The organism is Streptomyces sp. R21 (assembly GCF_041051975.1).
In the GTDB taxonomy this organism is placed as follows: domain Bacteria; phylum Actinomycetota; class Actinomycetes; order Streptomycetales; family Streptomycetaceae; genus Streptomyces.
In genome coordinates this window covers 5,494,668-5,512,292 of record NZ_CP163435.1, presented here as the reverse complement: position 1 = coordinate 5,512,292, position 17,625 = coordinate 5,494,668, and the positions used below count along the sequence as shown (strand labels likewise).

Sequence of the window (17,625 nt, the reverse complement as noted above, 5' to 3'; positions counted from 1 at the left end):
CACACACCAGAAGCCTCTGACCAGTGCCTGAACGTCCGCTTTTGTCCGGCTCCAGGAGTACGACTTCCGCTACTCCGTTCGGTGACCGGAGTCGGGTACGAGACGAATCCGGAATTGATCACGGTCGCCGTTCTCGGGCCGAAGATCAATTTTCCGAGCCGCCACGCATTCCATACGTGAAATCCGCAAGCGGATGCGGGAGGTGCTTATGTGAATGGCGGACCAGTGGGTCGTCAAAGTGGTTCATGGGTCGGCTGCGAAGTACGCGCGGGACGGGATGCACACACGGCGCGATGATGCCCGTCGACGCTTGGAGGACGCTTAGAGGCGGGTCGGGTGCGGCGGCGGGGGAACGGCTCGGTAACCTAAGGCCGCTGACAGACCCTTAGGGCGGCTTTACAGCCGTACGGCCGCCCGGACCCCGTACCGCCCACGTTCTAGGAGTTGCCGCCGCCGTGAGCAGCAGCCTTCGACGCGGCGCTCTCGCCGCCGCCGCCATCGCGTTCTCGATCGCCTCGCTCGCCGCGTGCGGCGCCGGAAACGACGCCCAGACGCTCGAGGTGAAGCCGGACAACGCCGCGGTCACCGTCGGCGCCATCAAGCTTCAGAACGTCTCGGTGATCACGCAGCCGGACCTGGAGTCGACAGGCCCGGCCGTGATCTCCGCGACCGTGTTCAACAACGGCACCGACCCGGAGACGCTGGACGCCATCACCGTCGCGGGCACCGGCAAGACCGCCGAGATCCATCCCGCCAAGGGCAAGGGCAAGCTGGTCGTCCCGGCCGGCGGCTCCATCGTCATCGGCGGCAAGGACAACGCCTCCGCGGTGCTGTCGAGCAGCCGTGAGGCCGTCAAGGACGGCAACGCGCAGAAGGTCACCTTCAGCTTCAGCAAGGCCGGCGACGTGAGCCTGCGGGCGTTCGTCGTCCCCGCCGAGCACTACTTCACCAAGTGGGGCCCGAGCGAGCTGCCGACGGCGCCGACCGCGTCCGCGAGCCCCAAGCCGTCCGGGCCCGCCTCGGGCACGCCGACCGGCGCTGCGTCGGCGAGCGCGACGGGCACGGCCACCGCCACCGCCACCGCCACCGCCACCGCGACGCAGTCCGCGGCTCAGTGACGTAGACCGGCGGTCACCGCGACGCCGTGAGCACGCACGAAGGGCGGTACCCCTCCAGGGGGTGCCGCCCTTCGTCGTGCCGTCGTGCCGCACGCGCGCGTGGGGACCTATTCCATCGGTTTACGGCTCGAACTTGTATCCGAGACCGCGCACCGTCACCAGGTACCGAGGCGCTCCCGGGTCCGGCTCGATCTTGGCCCGCAGGCGCTTGACGTGGACGTCCAGGGTCTTCGTGTCGCCTACGTAGTCGGCGCCCCAGACCCGGTCGATGAGCTGCATGCGGGTGAGGACACGGCCCGCGTTGCGCAGCAGCATCTCCAGGAGGTCGAACTCCTTGAGGGGGAGGTCGACCTTGGAGCCTGAGACGGTGACCACGTGGCGGTCGACGTCCATGCGGACCGGGCCGGCTTCCAGGGCGGCCGGGGTGACCTCCTCCGGCTCCCCGCGGCGGCGCAGGACGGCCCGGATGCGGGCGACCAGTTCGCGGGAGGAGAAGGGCTTGGTGACGTAGTCGTCGGCTCCTATTTCGAGGCCCACGACCTTGTCGATCTCGCTGTCCTTGGCGGTGACCATGATCACCGGGACGTTGGAGCGGCCGCGCAGCTGGCGGCAGACCTCCGTGCCGGGCAGGCCCGGCAGCATCAGGTCGAGAAGGACGAGGTCGGCGCCGTTGCGCTCGAACTCGTCGAGTCCATCGGGCCCGGTGGTCGCGATGGCGACCTCGAAGCCCTCCTTGCGAAGCATGTACGACAGGGCGTCGGAGAAGGACTCCTCGTCCTCGACGACAAGCACACGGGTCACGGAAGGACCTCCGGGGCAGGAAGCGGTTCATACGGGGATGTGACGGTGGTCGTCCCGTCGGGCTGTGCGAGGTGGTGCCCGGTCTCGTCGTCTTCGTCGAGTCCTGGCATGTGGTCGGTCACGCGGTCGCGGACCGCCGCCTCCGGCAGCCGCAGGGTGAACGTGGAGCCCTGTCCCTCGGAGCTCCACACCGTGACCTCCCCGCCGTGCGAGGCGGCCACGTGCTTGACGATCGCGAGCCCCAGCCCCGTACCGCCTGTGGCACGGGAACGGGCCGGGTCGACGCGGTAGAAGCGCTCGAAGACGCGCTCCTTGTCCTTGTCCGAGATGCCGATGCCCTGGTCGGTCACGGCTATCTCGATCAAGTCTCCGCCGGGCGCGGTCACCCTGCGCGCGGCTATGCCCACCCGGGTGCGGGCGGGCGAGTAGTTGACGGCGTTCTCGACGAGGTTTCCGAGGGCGGCGGCCAGCTGGCCCCTGTTCCCCCAGATGCTCAGGTCGGCGGTGCCTCCGGCGGCCATGGTGATCTGCTTGGTGCCCGCCTGGTGGCGGCACCGGTCGACCGCCTCGGCCACCAGTTCGTCGACGCGCACCGGCTCGGCGTCCTCAAGAGGGTCGTCGTTCTGCACCCTCGACAGGTCGATGAGTTCCTGGACGAGGTTGGTGAGCCGGGTGGCCTCTATCTGCATACGTCCGGCGAAGCGCTCCACGGCCTCCGGGTCGTCCGAGGCGTCCATGACGGCCTCGGAGAGCAGGGAGAGGGCGCCGACCGGGGTCTTCAGCTCGTGGCTCACATTGGCGACGAAGTCGCGTCGTACGGCCTCGATGCGCCGGGCCTCGGTGAGGTCCTCGACGAGGAGGAGCACGAGGCGGGAGCCGAGCGGGGCGACGCGTGCGGAGACGGCGAGGGCCTCGCCGCGTCCGGTGCCGCGCCGCGGCAGGTCCAGCTCCACCTGGCGTATCTCCCCGTCGCGACGGGTGTCGCGGGCCATCTTCACCATGGGTTCCACGGCGAGCTTGCCGCCGCGGACCAGCCCGAGGGCGTACGCGGCGGAGCTGGCCTTGACCACGGCGTCCGCCTCGTCGAGGACGACGGCGGAGGACCGGAGCACGGAGAGAACCGTGTCGACGCCCGGCGGAAGCACCGGGTCCGTATGCAGCGAGGTGCGGGTGGGGCGTTTCTGGTCGCGTTCGCTCCAGCGGAACGCCAGCATGGCGATGACACCGGTGAGCACTCCGGCGATCGCTGCCGCTGCGGCGACCGCCGCGTTCACGTCCATGCACCCAGGTTAGGCATGTCGTCGCGCCTGGCCACAGCCATCGGGGTGCGACCTCGAACACTCGTCGCCCAGAGTTCACCTAGGAGCTAGGGATGGTTCATTTGGGGTGACGGAAACGGACGCGTACGGGCCGGAACGTGGGAGCGTGGGGTTCACAGGGCCGTAGCGACGATTTCGAGACAGGCCCTGGCTCCCCGGAACCCCCGAGGCAGACGTATGAGAGGGACAACCTGATGCGGGACGCGTACCACGAGGAACTTGACTCGATCGGCGAGGGCCTGGTCGAGATGGCCCGGCTCGTCGGGTCGGCGATCGGGCGCGCCACGACGGCCATCCTCGACTCCGACCTGAAGCTGGCCGAGAGCGTCATCGCGGCCGACGACAAGGTCGACGACCTCCAGCACGACCTGGAGGCGCGGGCGATAGCCCTGCTGGCGCGCCAGCAGCCGGTGGCGACGGACCTGCGGATCGTCGTGACGTCGCTGCGCATGTCGGCCGACCTGGAGCGTTCGGGCGACCTGGCCCAGCATGTCGCGAAGCTGGCCCGGCTGCGCTTCCCGGAGCGGGCGATCCCGCACGACCTGCACGCCACGGTCCTGGAGATGGGCCAGCTCGCCCAGCGCCTGATGGCGAAGGCGGCCGAGGTCATCATCACCAAGGACGTCGACCTCGCGCTCCAGCTGGAGCAGGACGACGACGAGATGGACCTGCTGCACCGCACCCTCTTCCAGCACCTGCTGGACGACAAGTGGAAGCACGGCATCGAGACCGCGGTCGACGTCACCCTGCTGGGCCGCTACTACGAGCGCTTCGCCGACCACGCCGTGTCCGTCGCCAAGCGCGTCGTCTTCCTCGTCACCGGTGAGCACGCGGACGAGCTCCAGCCCGACATCCAGCCGGTCACGGGGGTCGAGGGGGCCTGACCGCACGCCCCCGGGGGGCGCGGGCAAGCCTCCGTGCGCCGTTGATGCGCCCGAGGAACTGGGCATGCACTGGTCGCAGGCACCAGCCTTCGAGGAGGGACCCATGGCCGAATCCCCCACCACGCCCGATCCGACCCAGGAACGCGAGTCGCAGCAGCCCGCCGAGATCAAGAGCCTCCCGCTCTTCGGCGCCTGCGGCTGCGGCTCGGGCTGCGGCTGCGGCTGCCAGTCCGGCAACCCGTGCCAGTGCGGCTGACGGCTGACGCCGCCGCACTTTCCCGTACGACATCGAAGGGCCCCGGCGCCGGCCGGGGCCCTTTGCCGTGCCTGCCCGCGGTCCGTTCGCCGGTACGGCCCTGCGGGCGCAGCATGGAGGGGACGGACCAGCGAGGCCACGCGGAAGCGGGCGGAAAGCGGAAGGAGATGGGGAGACCATGACGCAGTTCATGGACGTCCACCACGGAATGGCGGGCATCACGGCCGACCAGCTCATGCAGGCGCACCGGGCCGACCTCGCCATCGAGAAGGAAGAGGGCGTGCACTTCGAGAGGGCCTGGGCGGACCCCGCCTCCGGCACGGTCTACTGCCTCTCCGAGGCCCCCTCGGCGGAAGCGGTCCAGCGCATCCACGAACGTGCGGGGCACAAGGCCGACGAGGTCCACCCGGTACCGATCTCGGTCTGAGGAGCGTGGCTCTGAGAAGCGTGGACCGCTCCCCGGTTGCGTGCTAGCGTCGAACCGTGAAACGGGGAGTGCTCCCCGTTACCGGGGAGGGTGGGCGTGGCGGACACGGCGCTGGTGTTGGGCGGAGGCGGGCTGACCGCGTACGCATGGCAGGTCGGCGTGCTGGCGGGGCTGGCCGAGGCCGGGGTGGATCTCAGCGGCGCCGACGTGCTCGCCGGCACCTCGGCGGGCTCGCTGCTCGCGGTGGAACTGGCCACCGGGCGGGCACCGGCTGACCTGTACGGGGATCAGGTCAGCCGGAAGCGGGCCATGCTGGAGGTGGACTTCACCCTCGCCATGACGGTCAAGTACCTGTGGGCCGCGCTCGGTTCACGCGATCCGCAGGCCGTGGTCAAGCGGCTGGGCAGGCTCGCGCTGAACATGCGCGACGTGCCGGAGACCGTGGTCTTCGACGCGATGCGCTCGCAACTCCCGGTTCAGGAGTGGCCGGAGCGCCCGGTACGGCTGTTCGCGGTGGACGCGCTCACCGGCGAGGCGGCCGGGTTCGGCGCCGACAGCGGGGTCGACCTGGTGCGGGCGATGGCGGCCAGCTGCGCGCTGCCGCCGCTGTATCCGCCGATCACGATCGGAGCGGGCCGCTGGATCGACGGCGGCGCCCGCTCCACGACCAACGCCGACCTGGTGGACGACTGCCGCCGCGTCGTCGTACTGGCCCCGATCCCCAAGGGCCCCGGCGCCAGCCCGAACGCCTCCCACCACGTGGCCTCCCTCTCGGCAGCCGGCGCCCGGGCCGCGCTCCTGACCCCCGACCGAGCGGCCCGCCGCGCCTTCGGCCGCAATCCCCTGGACGCGTCCCGCATCCCGGGCGCGGCCCGGGCGGGCCTGCGCCAGGGGGCGGAGCATGCGGAGCGGATCGGGGCGGTCTGGCACGGGTGAGCGTGCCGGGCCCAGGCGCGGCCCCGGCACAGCAACAAGCCCCCTACCGGCGGAGAATCCGCAGGCAGGGGGCTCGTCCAGCTCTGCTTACTTCTTCTTGCCCTGGTTCTTGACCGCCTCGATCGCGGCCGCGGCGGCGTCCGGGTCGAGGTAGGTGCCGCCCGGGTTGAGGGGCTTGAAGTCGGCGTCCAGCTCGTAGGAGAGGGGGATGCCGGTGGGGATGTTCAGGCCCGCGATGTCGGCGTCGGAGATGCCGTCGAGGTGCTTGACGAGGGCGCGCAGCGAGTTGCCGTGGGCCGCGACCAGGACCGTGCGGCCGGCCAGCAGGTCGGGGACGATGCCGTCGTACCAGTACGGGAGCATGCGGACGACGACGTCCTTCAGGCACTCCGTGCGCGGGCGCAGCTCAGGCGGGATGGAGGCGTAGCGCGGGTCCTCGGACTGGGAGAACTCCGTGCCGTCCGCAAGGGCCGGCGGCGGGGTGTCGTAGGAGCGGCGCCACAGCATGAACTGCTCCTCGCCGAACTCTGCGAGGGTCTGCGCCTTGTCCTTGCCCTGGAGGGCGCCGTAGTGGCGCTCGTTCAGGCGCCAGGAGCGGTGGACCGGGATCCAGTGGCGGTCCGCGGACTCCAGCGAGAGCTGCGCGGTGCGGATCGCGCGCTTCTGGAGGGACGTGTGGACCACGTCGGGGAGCAGGCCGGCGTCCTTGAGCAGCTCACCGCCGCGGACTGCCTCCTTCTCGCCCTTCTCGTTGAGATTGACGTCCACCCAGCCGGTGAACAGGTTCTTCGCGTTCCATTCGCTCTCGCCGTGGCGGAGGAGGATCAGCTTGTACGGTGCGTCGGCCATGGGACGAGCGTAATCGACCCCGCTGATCGCTCGCGCGTCCGCCCGAAGGCCGGACAGTTGACGGCATCTGTTAATTGAGTGGTTCTCGAGTGACACCCCACCGTAAGTTGTGCTCGCCGTCCGAGCCACTTACACATTTGCCTGACCGTGGGGGTCCCGTATGCCACTCGTCTCCGTGAGACGCGCCGCCCGAGAAACCGTTTCCGGGCTTCCTCGCGAGTTCTGGTGGCTGTGGACCAGCACCCTCGTCAACCGGCTGGGCGCGTTCGTCGCCACGTTCATGGCGCTCTACCTGACGCTCGACCGCGGGTACTCCGCCTCGTACGCCGGTCTCGTCGCCTCCCTCCACGGCCTCGGCGGTGTCGTCTCCTCGCTCGGCGCGGGCGTGATGACCGACCGGCTCGGGCGGCGGCCCACGCTGCTCATCGCGCAGTCGTCCACCGCCGTCTCGGTGGCCGTGCTCGGCTTCATGCACGACCCCGTCTCGATCGCGGCCGTCGCCTTCGTGGTGGGCATGGCCTCGAACGCCTCGCGGCCCGCCGTGCAGGCGATGATGGCGGACATCGTGCGGCCCGAGGACCGGGTGCGCGCCTTCTCGCTCAACTACTGGGCGATCAACCTCGGGTTCGCCGTCTCCTCCATGGCGGCCGGCTTCATCGCCGAGTTCAGCTATCTCGCCGGGTTCCTGATCGAGGCCGCGATGACGCTGGTGTGTGCGGTGGTCGTCTTCCTCAAGCTGCCGGAGTCCCGGCCGGTGCGGACAGCCAAGGAGGCGAAGGACGACGCCGCCGTCGGACTCGGGACCGTCCTGCGCGACGGGCGCTTCATGAGCGTCGTCGGGCTGTCCTTCCTCGTCGCCGTCGTCTTCCAGCAGGGCTCGGTGGGTCTGCCGGTCGCCATGGGCGAGGCCGGCTTCACCCCGGCCGACTACGGTCTCGCCATCGCGGTCAACGGCGTACTGATCGTCGCGCTGCAGATCCCCGTCACCCGGTTCATCGAGCACCGGGATCCGCGGCGACTGCTCGTCATCTCGTCGCTGCTCGCCGGATACGGCTTCGGGCTCACCGCCTTCGCGGGATCGGTCGGCGTCTTCGCCCTCACCGTGTGCGTGTGGACGCTGGCGGAGATCGTCAACGCGCCGACGCAGACGGGGCTGGTCGTCCGGCTCTCCCCCGTGCACGGCCGCGGCCGCTACCAGGGCATGTACACCCTCTCCTGGGCCCTCGCCGCTCTCGTCGCACCGCTCATGTCCGGGCTGGTCATCGACCGGTTCGGGGCCGAGTGGCTGTGGGGTCTGTGCGCGGTGGTCGGTACGGCGGCGGGGCTGGGGTACGGGCTGCTGATGCGCCGGCTGCCGGTCGAGGAGACCGTCGCCGTCGAGACGCCCGCTCCCGCGAAGGCCGAGGTCGGCGCCGTGTGAAGACGGGCGGGCTCACGGATGCATCCGTGAGCCCTTCACCACCTTGTCCACCGCGTTCCGCGGCCCGTACACGGCGAGCCCGACCACGTCCAACTCCCCTGTCGTGACGGCCCGTACGGCCGCCCGGTTGTCGCGGTCGTTGCCGGTGGCGAACAGATCGGACGTGAACACCGCGCGCGGCAGGGCCCGGGACAGGGCTCGGCCGTGCGCGGCCGTCAGCGTCTCCTTCGTGCCCTCCAGGATGACGACCGGCTGGCGGAACATCGGCAGGTAGGAGACGCCGTCGGCGTCCTCGTACGGCTCGCCGATCACCTCGGGGACCGTCGGGCCGAGGCCGCTGACCAGAAAAGCGGTGACATTGAGTCGCTGCCAGGGCTCCAGGTCCTCCCGCAGCAGGACGGCGATCTTCGTGTCGAAACGGACGGGTGCGTGGGGGACGGGTTCGTTGTCGGCTGGTGCGTTGCCGGCGGGTGCGTTGCTGCTCATGCAGTGAGCGTGCCCGGCGCCGTACGGTCGAGTCTTGTACGTTTCTTGCATGGTGTCCCGGCGCGAGATCTCCGCCTGGCGCCCGCGGATACCGGGCGTCGTGGAGGTCTTCCACGCCCACTTCACGGAGTACGCCTACCCGATGCACGTACACGAGGCGTGGACGCTGCTGATCGTCGACGACGGGGCCGTACGGTACGACCTCGACCGGCATGAGCACGGCACGCCCCACGACACGGTGTCCCTGCTGCCGCCGCACGTGCCGCACAACGGTTCCCCGGCCACCGAGCAGGGCTTCCGCAAGCGGGTCCTCTACCTCGACAGCACCTACCTCGGCGACGACCTCATCGGGGCCGCCGTGGACGGACCCGACCTGCCCGATCCCGTACTGCGGCTGCGTGTCGGCCAGTTGCACACCGCGCTCGGGCGCCGGGGCGACGAGCTGGAGGCCGAGAGCAGGCTGACGCTGATCGGGGAGCGGCTGCGCGGACACCTGCGACCCGGAGCCGTCCACGCCGCCCCGCCGCGCACCGACCGCGGCGTCGCCCACCGGCTGCGCGAGCTCCTCGACGAGCACGTCGTGGACGGCATCGGCCTGGAGGAGGCGGCCCGGCAGCTGCACGCCCATCCCGCCCACCTGGTACGGGCGTTCAGCGGCGCGTTCGGGATCGCGCCGCACCAGTACCTGATGTCGCGCCGGGTCGACCGCGCCCGCCGGCTGCTGCTGGAGGGCGGGCGGCCGGGCGAGGTGGCCGCCACGACCGGCTTCTACGACCAGTCCCATCTGACGCGCCACTTCAAGCGGTTGGTCGGGGTCTCCCCCGGGCGCTACCGGCTCAGCTCCCGCTGAGCCTCGTACAGATTGCGCGGCCGTACGACGTCCGTGGTGCCGTAGAGCTCCACGCGCGCGTGGAGGTCGCCCGCGAAGTCGGGAACGTCGATCTGGTCGGACTCGGTGACCTCGTTGACGCCGACCGTGGCGCTCCAGGGCGCGAGTCCGTCGATCCTCATCAGGCCCGCGCGGCCGTTGGTGACGCGGATGTTCCAGTGGGTGAAGCGGGCGCCGAAGAGGGGGCCCGCGCTGGCGTCACCGCCGTGGCGGCCGTTGTTGTTCACCGTGATGTCGGTGCGGACGTTGGCGAACGGCATCCCGCGGTGGGAGTCGAACGTGCCCATCTGCATCTCGCCGCCCGACCAGACGTTGTAGGAGGACAGGCCCTCCACGTTGATGCCGTGGAGCTGGGTTCCGGCGGGGGCGGGGACCGTGCGCTGCTCGATGGTGAAGTCCTCCACGAGGTTGTCGTGCGAGCCCTCGCGGCAGAAGTAGGGGTGGTGGGAGCCGCGGCCGGCCACGCGTGTGCGGCGCAGGGTGCAGGAGGAGGCGGCGACCAGGCCGAAGCCGTTGTCGACGTGCCGGACGGTGACGTCGTCCAACCAGCAGTCGTACGCGCACTGGAGCGCGACCCCGTTGTAGCCCTTGTCGAGGAGGTGCTGGGACTGCGGGGTCTCGACGGCCTCCAGGGTGAGTCCTTCGACGCCCGAGCCGGTCAGGGCCTGGACGTGGGTGGTCAGGCGCGGGTCCCACTCGGGGCGTATGTCGAGGGGCAGCGGTCGTTCGAGGGTGACCTTTCTGCCCTGCACGCGCGCGATGCGCACCGGCCACTCGTAGGGGACGTACGACGTCAGTTTGGTCTTGTCGTCCCAGTAGTAGGTCTCGGGGCCGGGGCCGCCGCCCGCCATGTGTTCCAGGAGGGTGTGGCCGGTGTCGTCGGAGAGGCGGAGGAGGACGAGGGCGCCCGGCCGCAGTCCGGCGGTGTCCGCGACCGTCACCGTCCAGGAGCCCTGCCGCGCCGGTTCGACCGTCGTCAGCGTCTGCCACTCGTCGCGCCTGTTGCCGGTCCAGCCCTCGAAAGGCCACGCCTTCGCCCTGATCGCGGCGGTCAGGGAGTCCCAACGGGCGTTCGGGGCCAGCCAGATGAGGCCTCCCGCCCAGGACCAGGAGGACTTGTCGCCGCCGTAGCGGGAGCCGTAGACGCCGATCAGCTCGGTGAGGTTCCTGGTCGCGTACAGCGTGGTGCGGGCGCTTCCGGCGCCGCGCAGGACGACGTTGTCGTACCCGATGCGGATCAGGTCGTCGATGCGGTAGGTGCCGGGCGGGATGAGAACCGTGCCACCGCCGGCCCTTCCGGCGGCGGCGATGGCACGGTTGATCGCGGGTGCGCAGTCCGTCGTGCCGTCAGCGACGGCCCCGTAGGCGCGTACGTCGGCGACGGCAGGGCGGCGGGGGAAGCGCGCCGCCCCGCCCCGGTAGCCGGCCCGGCCCACGTAGGGGATCTGCGGGTGGGTGAAGGGAGTGCGGGCGAACTCGTGCCAGAGGGCGGGGACTTGCCCCTGTCGGGACCCTGCGGGCTGCTGGATCCCGGCGGGCGTGGCGGCCGACGCCGTCCCGCCGGTCGCGGCGGCGGCCGCGACGGCGATGGCGCCGCCGAGCAGGCTCCGTCTCCCGATGCCCGTGCGCCCGTCCCTGTACCCGTACTTCTTGGTCATGCCCGCACACCTTTCCAAGGAGGTCACTTTCCATGGATGTGAACGACGTTCATATCTGCGTCGGCGGTGAGCATGCCACGGCGCCCGGAGACCGGGAAGGGGTCGTGCAGCAGTTAGTTGGTACAGACCTGAAGCGGGGAGAAGGGTCAGTCAGCCGGCCGCTGGGTCAGATGCGTGAACGCGTCCAGATTGCGCGTCGACTCGCCCCGCGACACCCGCCACGCGTACTCCTTGCGGATCGAGGAGGCGAAACCGAGCTCGAGGAGCGTGTTGAAACTGCCGTCGGCGGCCTCCAGGACCGAGCCGAGCAGCCGGTCGATCTCCTCAGGGGTGACCGCGGCCAGCGGCAGCTTGCCGACCAGGTACACGTCTCCGAGCCGGTCGACGGCGTAACTGACGCCGTAGAGCTTGAGATTGCGCTCCAGGAGCCAGCGCTGGACGCCTTCTTCGTTCTCGTCGGGGTGGCGGATCACGAAGGCGTTCAACGAGAGCGAGTGGCGGCCGACGATGAGCGAGACGGTCGTCGAGAGCTTGCGGGTGCCGGGCAGCTTCACGACGTACGAACCCGGCCGCGGGCTCTCCCAGTCGAGCTCGGAGTCCTTGAAGACCTGCTCGATGACCTGTCCGGCCTGCTGTACGTCAGCCATGGGGCGAGCGTACGTCAGTACGTCAGGCCGTATGGGACGGCGGGGGCGTCAGCCCAGGTGGGCGCGGGCCCGGCGGCGGTGCGCCTGCATCGCCGCCGTGTAGACGTCCGCCGTCGCGGCGGCGGAGGTGTCCCAGCCGAAGTGCTCCGCGTGCCGGGCGGCGGCGTCGCCCATCCGGGCCGGAAGCGTCGGGTCGTCCGCGAAATCACCCAGCACGCGCGCGTAGGCCGCGGGATCGTGCCCCCGCACCAGGAACCCGGTCTGCCCATCGCGTACGGCGACGGGGAGCCCGCCGACCGAGGCCGCGAGCACCGGCGTACCGGCGGCCTGCGCTTCTATGGCCACCAGGCCGAACGACTCGCTGTACGACGGCATGACCAGCACCGAGGCGGCCCGGAACCAGTCCGCGAGCTGCTCCTGGCCGACCGGCGGCCGGAACCGCACGACGTCCGCGATACCGAGCCGCGCGGCCAGCTTCTGCAGGCCCTCGGGCTTGGCGAGGCCGCTGCCGCTGGGGCCACCCACCACGGGGACGACCATGCGTGAGCGCAGCTCGGGGCGCTCGTCGAGGAGGACGGCGATCGCGCGCAGCAGCACGTCGGGGGCCTTCAGCGGCTGTATGCGGCCGGCGAAGAGCGGGATCAGGGCGTCCTGCGGGAGGCCGAGGCGGGCGCGGGCGGCGGCGCGGCCGTCGGCGGGGCGGAAGCGCTCCAGGTTCACGCCGGGGTGCACCACGGCGACCCGGGCGGGGTCGGCCTCGTAGTGGCGTACGAGTTCGTCGGCCTCTTCGGCGGTGTTCGCGATGAGGCGGTCGGCGGCGCGCACGATCTGGGTCTCGCCGATGACGCGGGCGGCGGGTTCGGGGGTGTCGCCCTCGGCGAGCGCGGCGTTCTTGACCTTGGCCATGGTGTGCATCGCGTGCACGAGGGGGGCGCCCCAGCGTTCGGCGGCGAGCCAGCCGACGTGGCCGGAGAGCCAGTAGTGGGAGTGCACGAGGTCGTAGTAGCCGGGGCGGTGGCCGGCCCACGCCTGCATGACGCCGTGTGTGAAGGCGCACAGCTGCGCGGGCAGCTCCTCCTTGGCAAGGCCTTCGTAGGGGCCCGCGTCGATGTGCCGCACGAGGACACCGGGGGCCAGCTGCACCGTCGGGGGGAGGGCGCCGGTCGTCGCGCGCGTGAAGATCTCCACCTCGATGTTGATGGCGGCGAGGCGCTGGGCGAGCTCCACGATGTAGACGTTCATGCCGCCCGCGTCGCCCGTGCCGGGCTGGTGCAGCGGCGAGGTGTGGACGGAGAGCATCGCGACGCGTCGGGGGCGCCGGTGGCCGACGGGCAGCCTCAGCCGTGAGGGTGCCACCGGGGAGCGACGCCCGAGCCTGCTGACGTACTGGCTCACGTGGCGGTCCTCCTCGCTGCGGGCATGCCGGTCGGGGACGCACCGCGTCCTCCAAGTCTCGGAACACCGGAGCGGTCCGCTCCATTTCCGCTTCGCCGACCCTTCACCCCTCTTTGCCGAATCATTACCACGGGTAGCTCAACTGTTCGATGCCGGATTGCGTGCGCATGCCGGGTGCCGACGGCACTGTCCGGGGTTGTCCACAGGCCGACTCGGGCCTCGCGGAAGCCGCCTACTCTCGTACGCATGACAACCCGCGCAACGTCCCGGCCCGTGGGAACGGTGACGCGCGGGACGACGAACCCCAACCGCCTGCGCCGCATGGACCGCTGGATCGCGGCCGTGCACGGCGCCGAGCTCCGCAGGTCGGCCGAGCCGGTGGCGGTCGACCTCGGATACGGCGCGGCCCCCTGGACGGCGGTCGAGCTGCTCCAGCGGCTGCGCACGGCCGCACCCCGTGTGCAGGTGGTCGGCGTGGAGATCGAACCGGCCCGGGTCGCGGCCGCGCGGCCCTACGAACGCGAGGGCCTGGTCTTCCGGCACGGTGGCTTCGAGGTCCCGGTGCCGGGGCGGCCGTCGCTGATCCGCGCGGCGAACGTGCTGCGCCAGTACGACGAGGAGCAGGTCGCCGCGGTCTGGGAGCGGCTGTGCGCCCGTCTCGCCCCGGCGGATCCCGACTCCGGCTCCAGAGGCGGTCTGCTCGTCGAGGGCACCTGCGACGAGATCGGGCGCCGGCACGTCTGGGTCGCGCTCGGCCCGGAGGGTCCGCGCACGGTCACCTTCGCCACCCGGCTCGGCTCTCTGGACCGCCCGTCCGACCTGGCCGAACGCCTGCCGAAGGCGCTGATCCACCGGAACATACCGGGCGAGCCGGTGCACGCGTTCCTGCGCGACTTCGACCGCGCCTGGGCGGCAGCCGCGCCCTACGCCTCGTACGGCGCGCGGCAGCGCTGGATACGGGCGGTGCGCGAGCTGCGGGCCGACTGGCCGGTGACGGACGGGGTGACGCGCTGGCGGCAGGGCGAAGTCACGGTGACGTGGCAGGCGTTGGCCCCGAGGGGCTGACCTGCGGGGAACGTTTCGTGTGAGTCCTTCGTCACACAGGCGGGGAGATCGTCTTGGGCCGACGAGAAGGGGGAAGGGAGTTCTCGACCACCTCTGTCGCATCACGCGACGGCATGGCACGATCCCCCAGACGTCCGTAAGTTACTGACGGTAAATCAGTTTGGGGGCGGAGTAATGGGATCCGGCAAGCAGAGCCTGACCATGGCGGCCATGGCCCTGGCCTGCGCGTGTGTGGTGCTGGCGGCGCCCGGCACGGCGTATGCGAGCCCCGCGTCGCACGCGGCGCGCACCCCGAATCCGACACCGACTCCCACGCCGAGCACCACCCCAACACCCCTGGGCAGCAAGGATCTTGAGGCGGTCCGCAAGAAGCTGGACGATCTCTATCACGACGCGGCGGTCGCCACGGACGCGTACAACGCCGCCGAGGAGAAGGCCGACAAGCAGTCCGCCGAGATCGTCGATCTGGCCCAGGAGATCGTCAAGGGCCAGGCGAAGCTGGACAAGTTGAAGGACCGCGCGGGCGCCGCGGCCCGCGCGCAGTACCGGGGCGGCGGTCTGCCGCCGGAGGCGCGGCTGTGGCTGAGCGACGACCCCCAGCAGTTCCTGGACGGCGCGGGCCGGGTGCGGCAGGGCGAGCACGCGACGAAGGGCCTGCTCGGTGAGATGACGCGCACCCAGCAGGACTTGAAGCAGTACGCGAAGGACGCCTCCGCGCAGTGGAAGAAGCTGGAGGCCAACCGCAAGGCCAAGGCCGACGCCAAGAAGAAGATCAAGAAGCAGATCGCCGCCGCCGAGAAGCTGGAGTCCCAGCTGGAGAAGGACGAGAAGGAGCGGCTGGCGAAGCTGGAGGCGGAGGCCGCGCTCAAGGCGCAGACCGCGTGGCTGAGCTCCGGCGTCCTCGCGGAGATCAACACAAAGGCGTCCGAACAGGGCAAGAAGGCAGTGAAGTTCGCGACGGACCAGATGGGCAAGCCGTACGAGTGGGGCGCCGAGGGCCCGAAGTCGTACGACTGCTCGGGGCTGACCTCGCAGGCCTGGCTGGCCGCCGGCCACGGCATCCCGCGCACCTCGCAGGAGCAGTGGAAGCAACTCACCCACGTCGACGTCAAGGACATGCGCCCCGGCGACCTGATCATCTATTTCGACGACGCCAGCCATGTCGGGTTGTACATAGGCGACGGCGCCGTCGTGCACGCGCCGCGGCCCGGGCGGACGGTGACGATCACCGGGGCGGGCTCGATGCCGATCCTGGGGGTCGTGCGGCCCGACGCGTGAGGCCGGGCGGGGCCCGCTGTACGGATACGTGACGCACCGCACGTGACCTGGCGCACGTTCCCCGAGCGGCGCAACCTCGTCGACGTGACGTTCGTCATCCCCTGCGAGGCTGGGCCATGTCCAAGTGCGTTACGGGATGCGGCATATGACGGGGGCCTCTCGCCGTACCCGGTGCCCCACACCATTCCGTTGCGGCCGTGGCTAACGCTATGGTCCCCGTCGGCAGGTCGAGGTTCTTCGGCCCGCACGCCCTCGGGGGGAGGGAAGGAAATCCAGACGATGCCCGTACCCGTACCGCGGCAGAGAGCGATCCCGGCCGTGGAGTGTGGTCAGGCTCAGGCCGCGTTCACACCCGCCGGCCCCTCTTCGGAAGGAACTGCCCGCACCATCAAGGCACCTGCCGACAGCGCCACCCACCTCACCCTCCTGGTCATCGAGGACGACCCGGCCGGTTCCCTGAGCGTCCCCGAAATGCTGGACGCGGCAGGCAAGCCGATCCGTATCCGTACCGCCCGCAACCTCACGGAGGCGGAGCGGCTGCTCACCGACGACGTCCACTGCATCCTGCTCGACCTCGCGCTGCCGGCCCCCGGCCGGGCCGCCGCCGAGACGCAGGACGAGCTGGCCACGCTGAAGCATGTGCTGCGGCTCGCCCCCCGGCACGCCGTCCTCGCGCTCACCGCGTCCGGCGACGCCGAGGGGGGCGCCGAGGCGGTGCGCGTGGGCGCCCAGGACTACCTGTTCCGCGACGAGCTGGACGAACGGCTGCTGAGCCGCGCGATCCGCTACGCAGTGGAGAGGAAACGTTCCGACACGGCCGAGCGGCGACTCACCGAGTCCCGGCTCCGCGCCCAGGAGAACGCCCGCCTGGAGCGCGGCCTGCTGCCGACACCCCTCCTGGACGGTTCCCCGCTGCGCTTCGCCGCCCGCTACCGCCCCGGCCGCTCCCGGGCCCTGCTCGGCGGCGACTTCTACGACACGGTCCGCACGCCCGACGGCACGGTGCACGTGATGATCGGCGACGTCTGCGGGCACGGGCCCGACGAGGCGGCGCTCGGTGTGGAGCTGCGCATCGCCTGGCGCGCGCTGACGCTGGCGGGCCTGTGCGGCGACGAGCTGCTGTCCACGCTCCAGCAGGTGCTGGAGCACGAGCGCGCGGACGACGAGATCTTCGCGACGCTCTGCACGGTCGACATCGCACCGGACGGCCGCCGCGCCGGGCTCTGCCTGGCCGGCCACCCGTCCCCGCTGATCGCCCGCCCCGGCCGGCCCGCCCAGCTGCTGCCGTACGAGAACAGCGGCCCCGCGCTCGGCCTGCTGCCGGGCGCCCGCTGGCCGCGCCAGCAGGTGGAGCTGGGCGGCGTCTGGAGCCTGATGCTCTACACGGACGGCCTGATCGAGGGCCGGATCGGCGAGGGCCGGGAGCGCCTCGGCCAGGACGGCATGGTGGAGATGATCCGCCGCCAGCTCGCCCAGGGCCTCACGGGCGAGGAGCTGCTGGGTGCCGCGGTGAACGAAGTCCGCGAGCTCAACGGTGGGGAGCTCACGGACGATGTGGCTGTGCTGCTGCTGGATCGCGGCCGGTAGCGGTTGCCCTTGCCGGGCGGGGAGCCGATGCCCTTGCCGGGCGGGGTGACGGGGCTCTCGCCTGCCCCGTGACCCAGGCGCCTGTTCGGACGTGCAGTGATTCAGCCTGCGGGTGCGTCGTGGCTGGGCGCGCAGTTCCCCGCTCCCCTGACGGGGCGCTCCCCTTACGGGGCTAGCGACCGCCGTTGTACGGGCCGTACGGGCCGTCGCTGCTGGAGCCGCCGCGGCGGCCGCCGCGGCCTCCGCCGGAGACCTGTCGCAGGGCTGGGCGGACGTCCACGATGTAGACGATGCTGGCGATGACGCCGATGATCGGCAGGAAGGACAGGATCGAGAACAGGTAGCTCACCACGAGGGCGATCCCCAGGATCACCAGCCAGAAGATCTTGTTCTGCTTGTCCGCGGCGCGGAACGCGTCCTCGCGCCGGAACGCGGCGTCGAACAGCCCGAACGCGGCGAGGGCCATCAGGACGATCTTCAGCAGTCCCAAGAACCCCGCGAAGCCCAACATCAGCATGCTGCCACCGCCCCTTTCTGCCCGACTGCCTACGCGGTCACCGTACCCGTAGAACGGGCCGGACACCCCAGAGGTGTCCGGCCCTGTCCCGAA

General features: G+C 71.0%; 18 protein-coding genes. 10 read left to right on the top strand and 8 right to left on the bottom strand.

What is annotated here, in order from left to right:
* The first annotated feature begins 455 nt into the window (after positions 1–455).
* Complete coding sequence (locus AB5J56_RS24655) at positions 456–1,118, top strand: DUF461 domain-containing protein (RefSeq protein ID WP_369235020.1); 663 nt, start codon at positions 456–458, stop codon at positions 1,116–1,118.
* Positions 1,119–1,238: 120 nt separating this feature from the next.
* Here AB5J56_RS24655 and AB5J56_RS24650 read toward each other — a convergent pair whose 3' ends face one another.
* Positions 1,239–1,919 carry a response regulator transcription factor gene (locus tag AB5J56_RS24650; RefSeq protein WP_009340348.1) on the bottom strand — a complete coding sequence of 227 codons (681 nt, stop codon included), beginning with the start codon at positions 1,917–1,919 and terminating at the stop codon, positions 1,239–1,241.
* Positions 1,916–3,199 (bottom strand): sensor histidine kinase, encoded by a 1,284-nt coding sequence (locus AB5J56_RS24645; RefSeq protein ID WP_369235018.1) that lies wholly within the window; start codon positions 3,197–3,199, stop codon positions 1,916–1,918. The genes AB5J56_RS24650 and AB5J56_RS24645 overlap by 4 nt, the downstream gene beginning before the upstream one ends.
* 233 nt (positions 3,200–3,432) lie before the next feature.
* Here AB5J56_RS24645 and phoU point away from each other — a divergent pair, with 233 nt between their 5' ends.
* The 4 genes from phoU (at position 3,433) to AB5J56_RS24625 (ending at position 5,741) form a co-directional block, all read left to right on the top strand.
* On the top strand, positions 3,433–4,122 hold the full coding sequence (gene phoU / locus AB5J56_RS24640; protein ID WP_369235016.1) for a phosphate signaling complex protein PhoU: 690 nt from the start codon (positions 3,433–3,435) through the stop codon (positions 4,120–4,122).
* Positions 4,123–4,225: 103 nt separating this feature from the next.
* A complete protein-coding gene (locus AB5J56_RS24635; RefSeq protein ID WP_369235014.1) occupies positions 4,226–4,378 on the top strand; it encodes a hypothetical protein in 153 nt (50 codons plus the stop codon).
* A gap of 178 nt (positions 4,379–4,556) precedes the next feature.
* Positions 4,557–4,805, top strand: coding sequence for an SCO4226 family nickel-binding protein (locus tag AB5J56_RS24630; protein ID WP_369235012.1), 249 nt, complete (start codon positions 4,557–4,559; stop codon positions 4,803–4,805).
* Between the two features lie 96 nt (positions 4,806–4,901).
* The gene (locus tag AB5J56_RS24625; RefSeq protein WP_369235010.1) at positions 4,902–5,741 is read left to right on the top strand and encodes a patatin-like phospholipase family protein; all 840 of its coding nucleotides are present in this window, start codon (positions 4,902–4,904) and stop codon (positions 5,739–5,741) included.
* Between the two features lie 87 nt (positions 5,742–5,828).
* On the opposite strand, the gene AB5J56_RS24620 is transcribed toward AB5J56_RS24625, so the two are convergent.
* The gene (locus AB5J56_RS24620) at positions 5,829–6,590 is read right to left on the bottom strand and encodes a phosphoglyceromutase (RefSeq protein WP_369235008.1); all 762 of its coding nucleotides are present in this window, start codon (positions 6,588–6,590) and stop codon (positions 5,829–5,831) included.
* A 160-nt stretch (positions 6,591–6,750) separates the two neighbouring features.
* Here AB5J56_RS24620 and AB5J56_RS24615 point away from each other — a divergent pair, with 160 nt between their 5' ends.
* Positions 6,751–8,010 carry an MDR family MFS transporter gene (locus AB5J56_RS24615; protein ID WP_369235006.1) on the top strand — a complete coding sequence of 420 codons (1,260 nt, stop codon included), beginning with the start codon at positions 6,751–6,753 and terminating at the stop codon, positions 8,008–8,010.
* 12 nt (positions 8,011–8,022) lie between these two features.
* On the opposite strand, the gene AB5J56_RS24610 is transcribed toward AB5J56_RS24615, so the two are convergent.
* Positions 8,023–8,496: a DUF2000 family protein gene (locus tag AB5J56_RS24610; RefSeq protein ID WP_369235004.1), complete on the bottom strand. Its 474-nt coding sequence runs from the start codon at positions 8,494–8,496 to the stop codon at positions 8,023–8,025.
* A 49-nt stretch (positions 8,497–8,545) separates the two neighbouring features.
* On the opposite strand from AB5J56_RS24610, the gene AB5J56_RS24605 reads away from it, so the two are divergent.
* Complete coding sequence (locus AB5J56_RS24605) at positions 8,546–9,346, top strand: AraC family transcriptional regulator (protein ID WP_369235003.1); 801 nt, start codon at positions 8,546–8,548, stop codon at positions 9,344–9,346.
* Here the strand turns inward: AB5J56_RS24605 and AB5J56_RS24600 are convergent.
* The 3 genes from AB5J56_RS24600 to mshA form a co-directional block, all read right to left on the bottom strand.
* Positions 9,325–11,043 carry a glycosyl hydrolase family 28-related protein gene (locus AB5J56_RS24600; RefSeq protein ID WP_369235001.1) on the bottom strand — a complete coding sequence of 573 codons (1,719 nt, stop codon included), beginning with the start codon at positions 11,041–11,043 and terminating at the stop codon, positions 9,325–9,327. The two genes, AB5J56_RS24605 and AB5J56_RS24600, sit on opposite strands and share 22 nt — an antisense overlap.
* A gap of 146 nt (positions 11,044–11,189) precedes the next feature.
* A complete protein-coding gene (locus AB5J56_RS24595) occupies positions 11,190–11,690 on the bottom strand; it encodes a YbjN domain-containing protein (RefSeq protein ID WP_369234999.1) in 501 nt (166 codons plus the stop codon).
* 48 nt (positions 11,691–11,738) lie between these two features.
* Entirely contained in the window at positions 11,739–13,085 is a 1,347-nt protein-coding gene (mshA, locus tag AB5J56_RS24590) for a D-inositol-3-phosphate glycosyltransferase (protein WP_369234997.1), read from the bottom strand.
* Positions 13,086–13,331: 246 nt separating this feature from the next.
* Here mshA and AB5J56_RS24585 point away from each other — a divergent pair, with 246 nt between their 5' ends.
* From AB5J56_RS24585 to AB5J56_RS24575, 3 genes are all read left to right on the top strand, one after another.
* Positions 13,332–14,150 (top strand): class I SAM-dependent methyltransferase, encoded by an 819-nt coding sequence (locus AB5J56_RS24585; RefSeq protein ID WP_369234995.1) that lies wholly within the window; start codon positions 13,332–13,334, stop codon positions 14,148–14,150.
* A 174-nt stretch (positions 14,151–14,324) separates the two neighbouring features.
* Entirely contained in the window at positions 14,325–15,428 is a 1,104-nt protein-coding gene (locus AB5J56_RS24580) for an NlpC/P60 family protein (RefSeq protein ID WP_369234993.1), read from the top strand.
* A 279-nt stretch (positions 15,429–15,707) separates the two neighbouring features.
* Positions 15,708–17,015, top strand: a complete 1,308-nt coding sequence (locus AB5J56_RS24575; protein ID WP_369234991.1) for a PP2C family protein-serine/threonine phosphatase — start codon at positions 15,708–15,710, stop codon at positions 17,013–17,015.
* Between the two features lie 172 nt (positions 17,016–17,187).
* On the opposite strand, the gene AB5J56_RS24570 is transcribed toward AB5J56_RS24575, so the two are convergent.
* The gene (locus AB5J56_RS24570; RefSeq protein WP_369234989.1) at positions 17,188–17,532 is read right to left on the bottom strand and encodes a DUF2516 family protein; all 345 of its coding nucleotides are present in this window, start codon (positions 17,530–17,532) and stop codon (positions 17,188–17,190) included.
* Positions 17,533–17,625 lie beyond the last annotated feature (93 nt).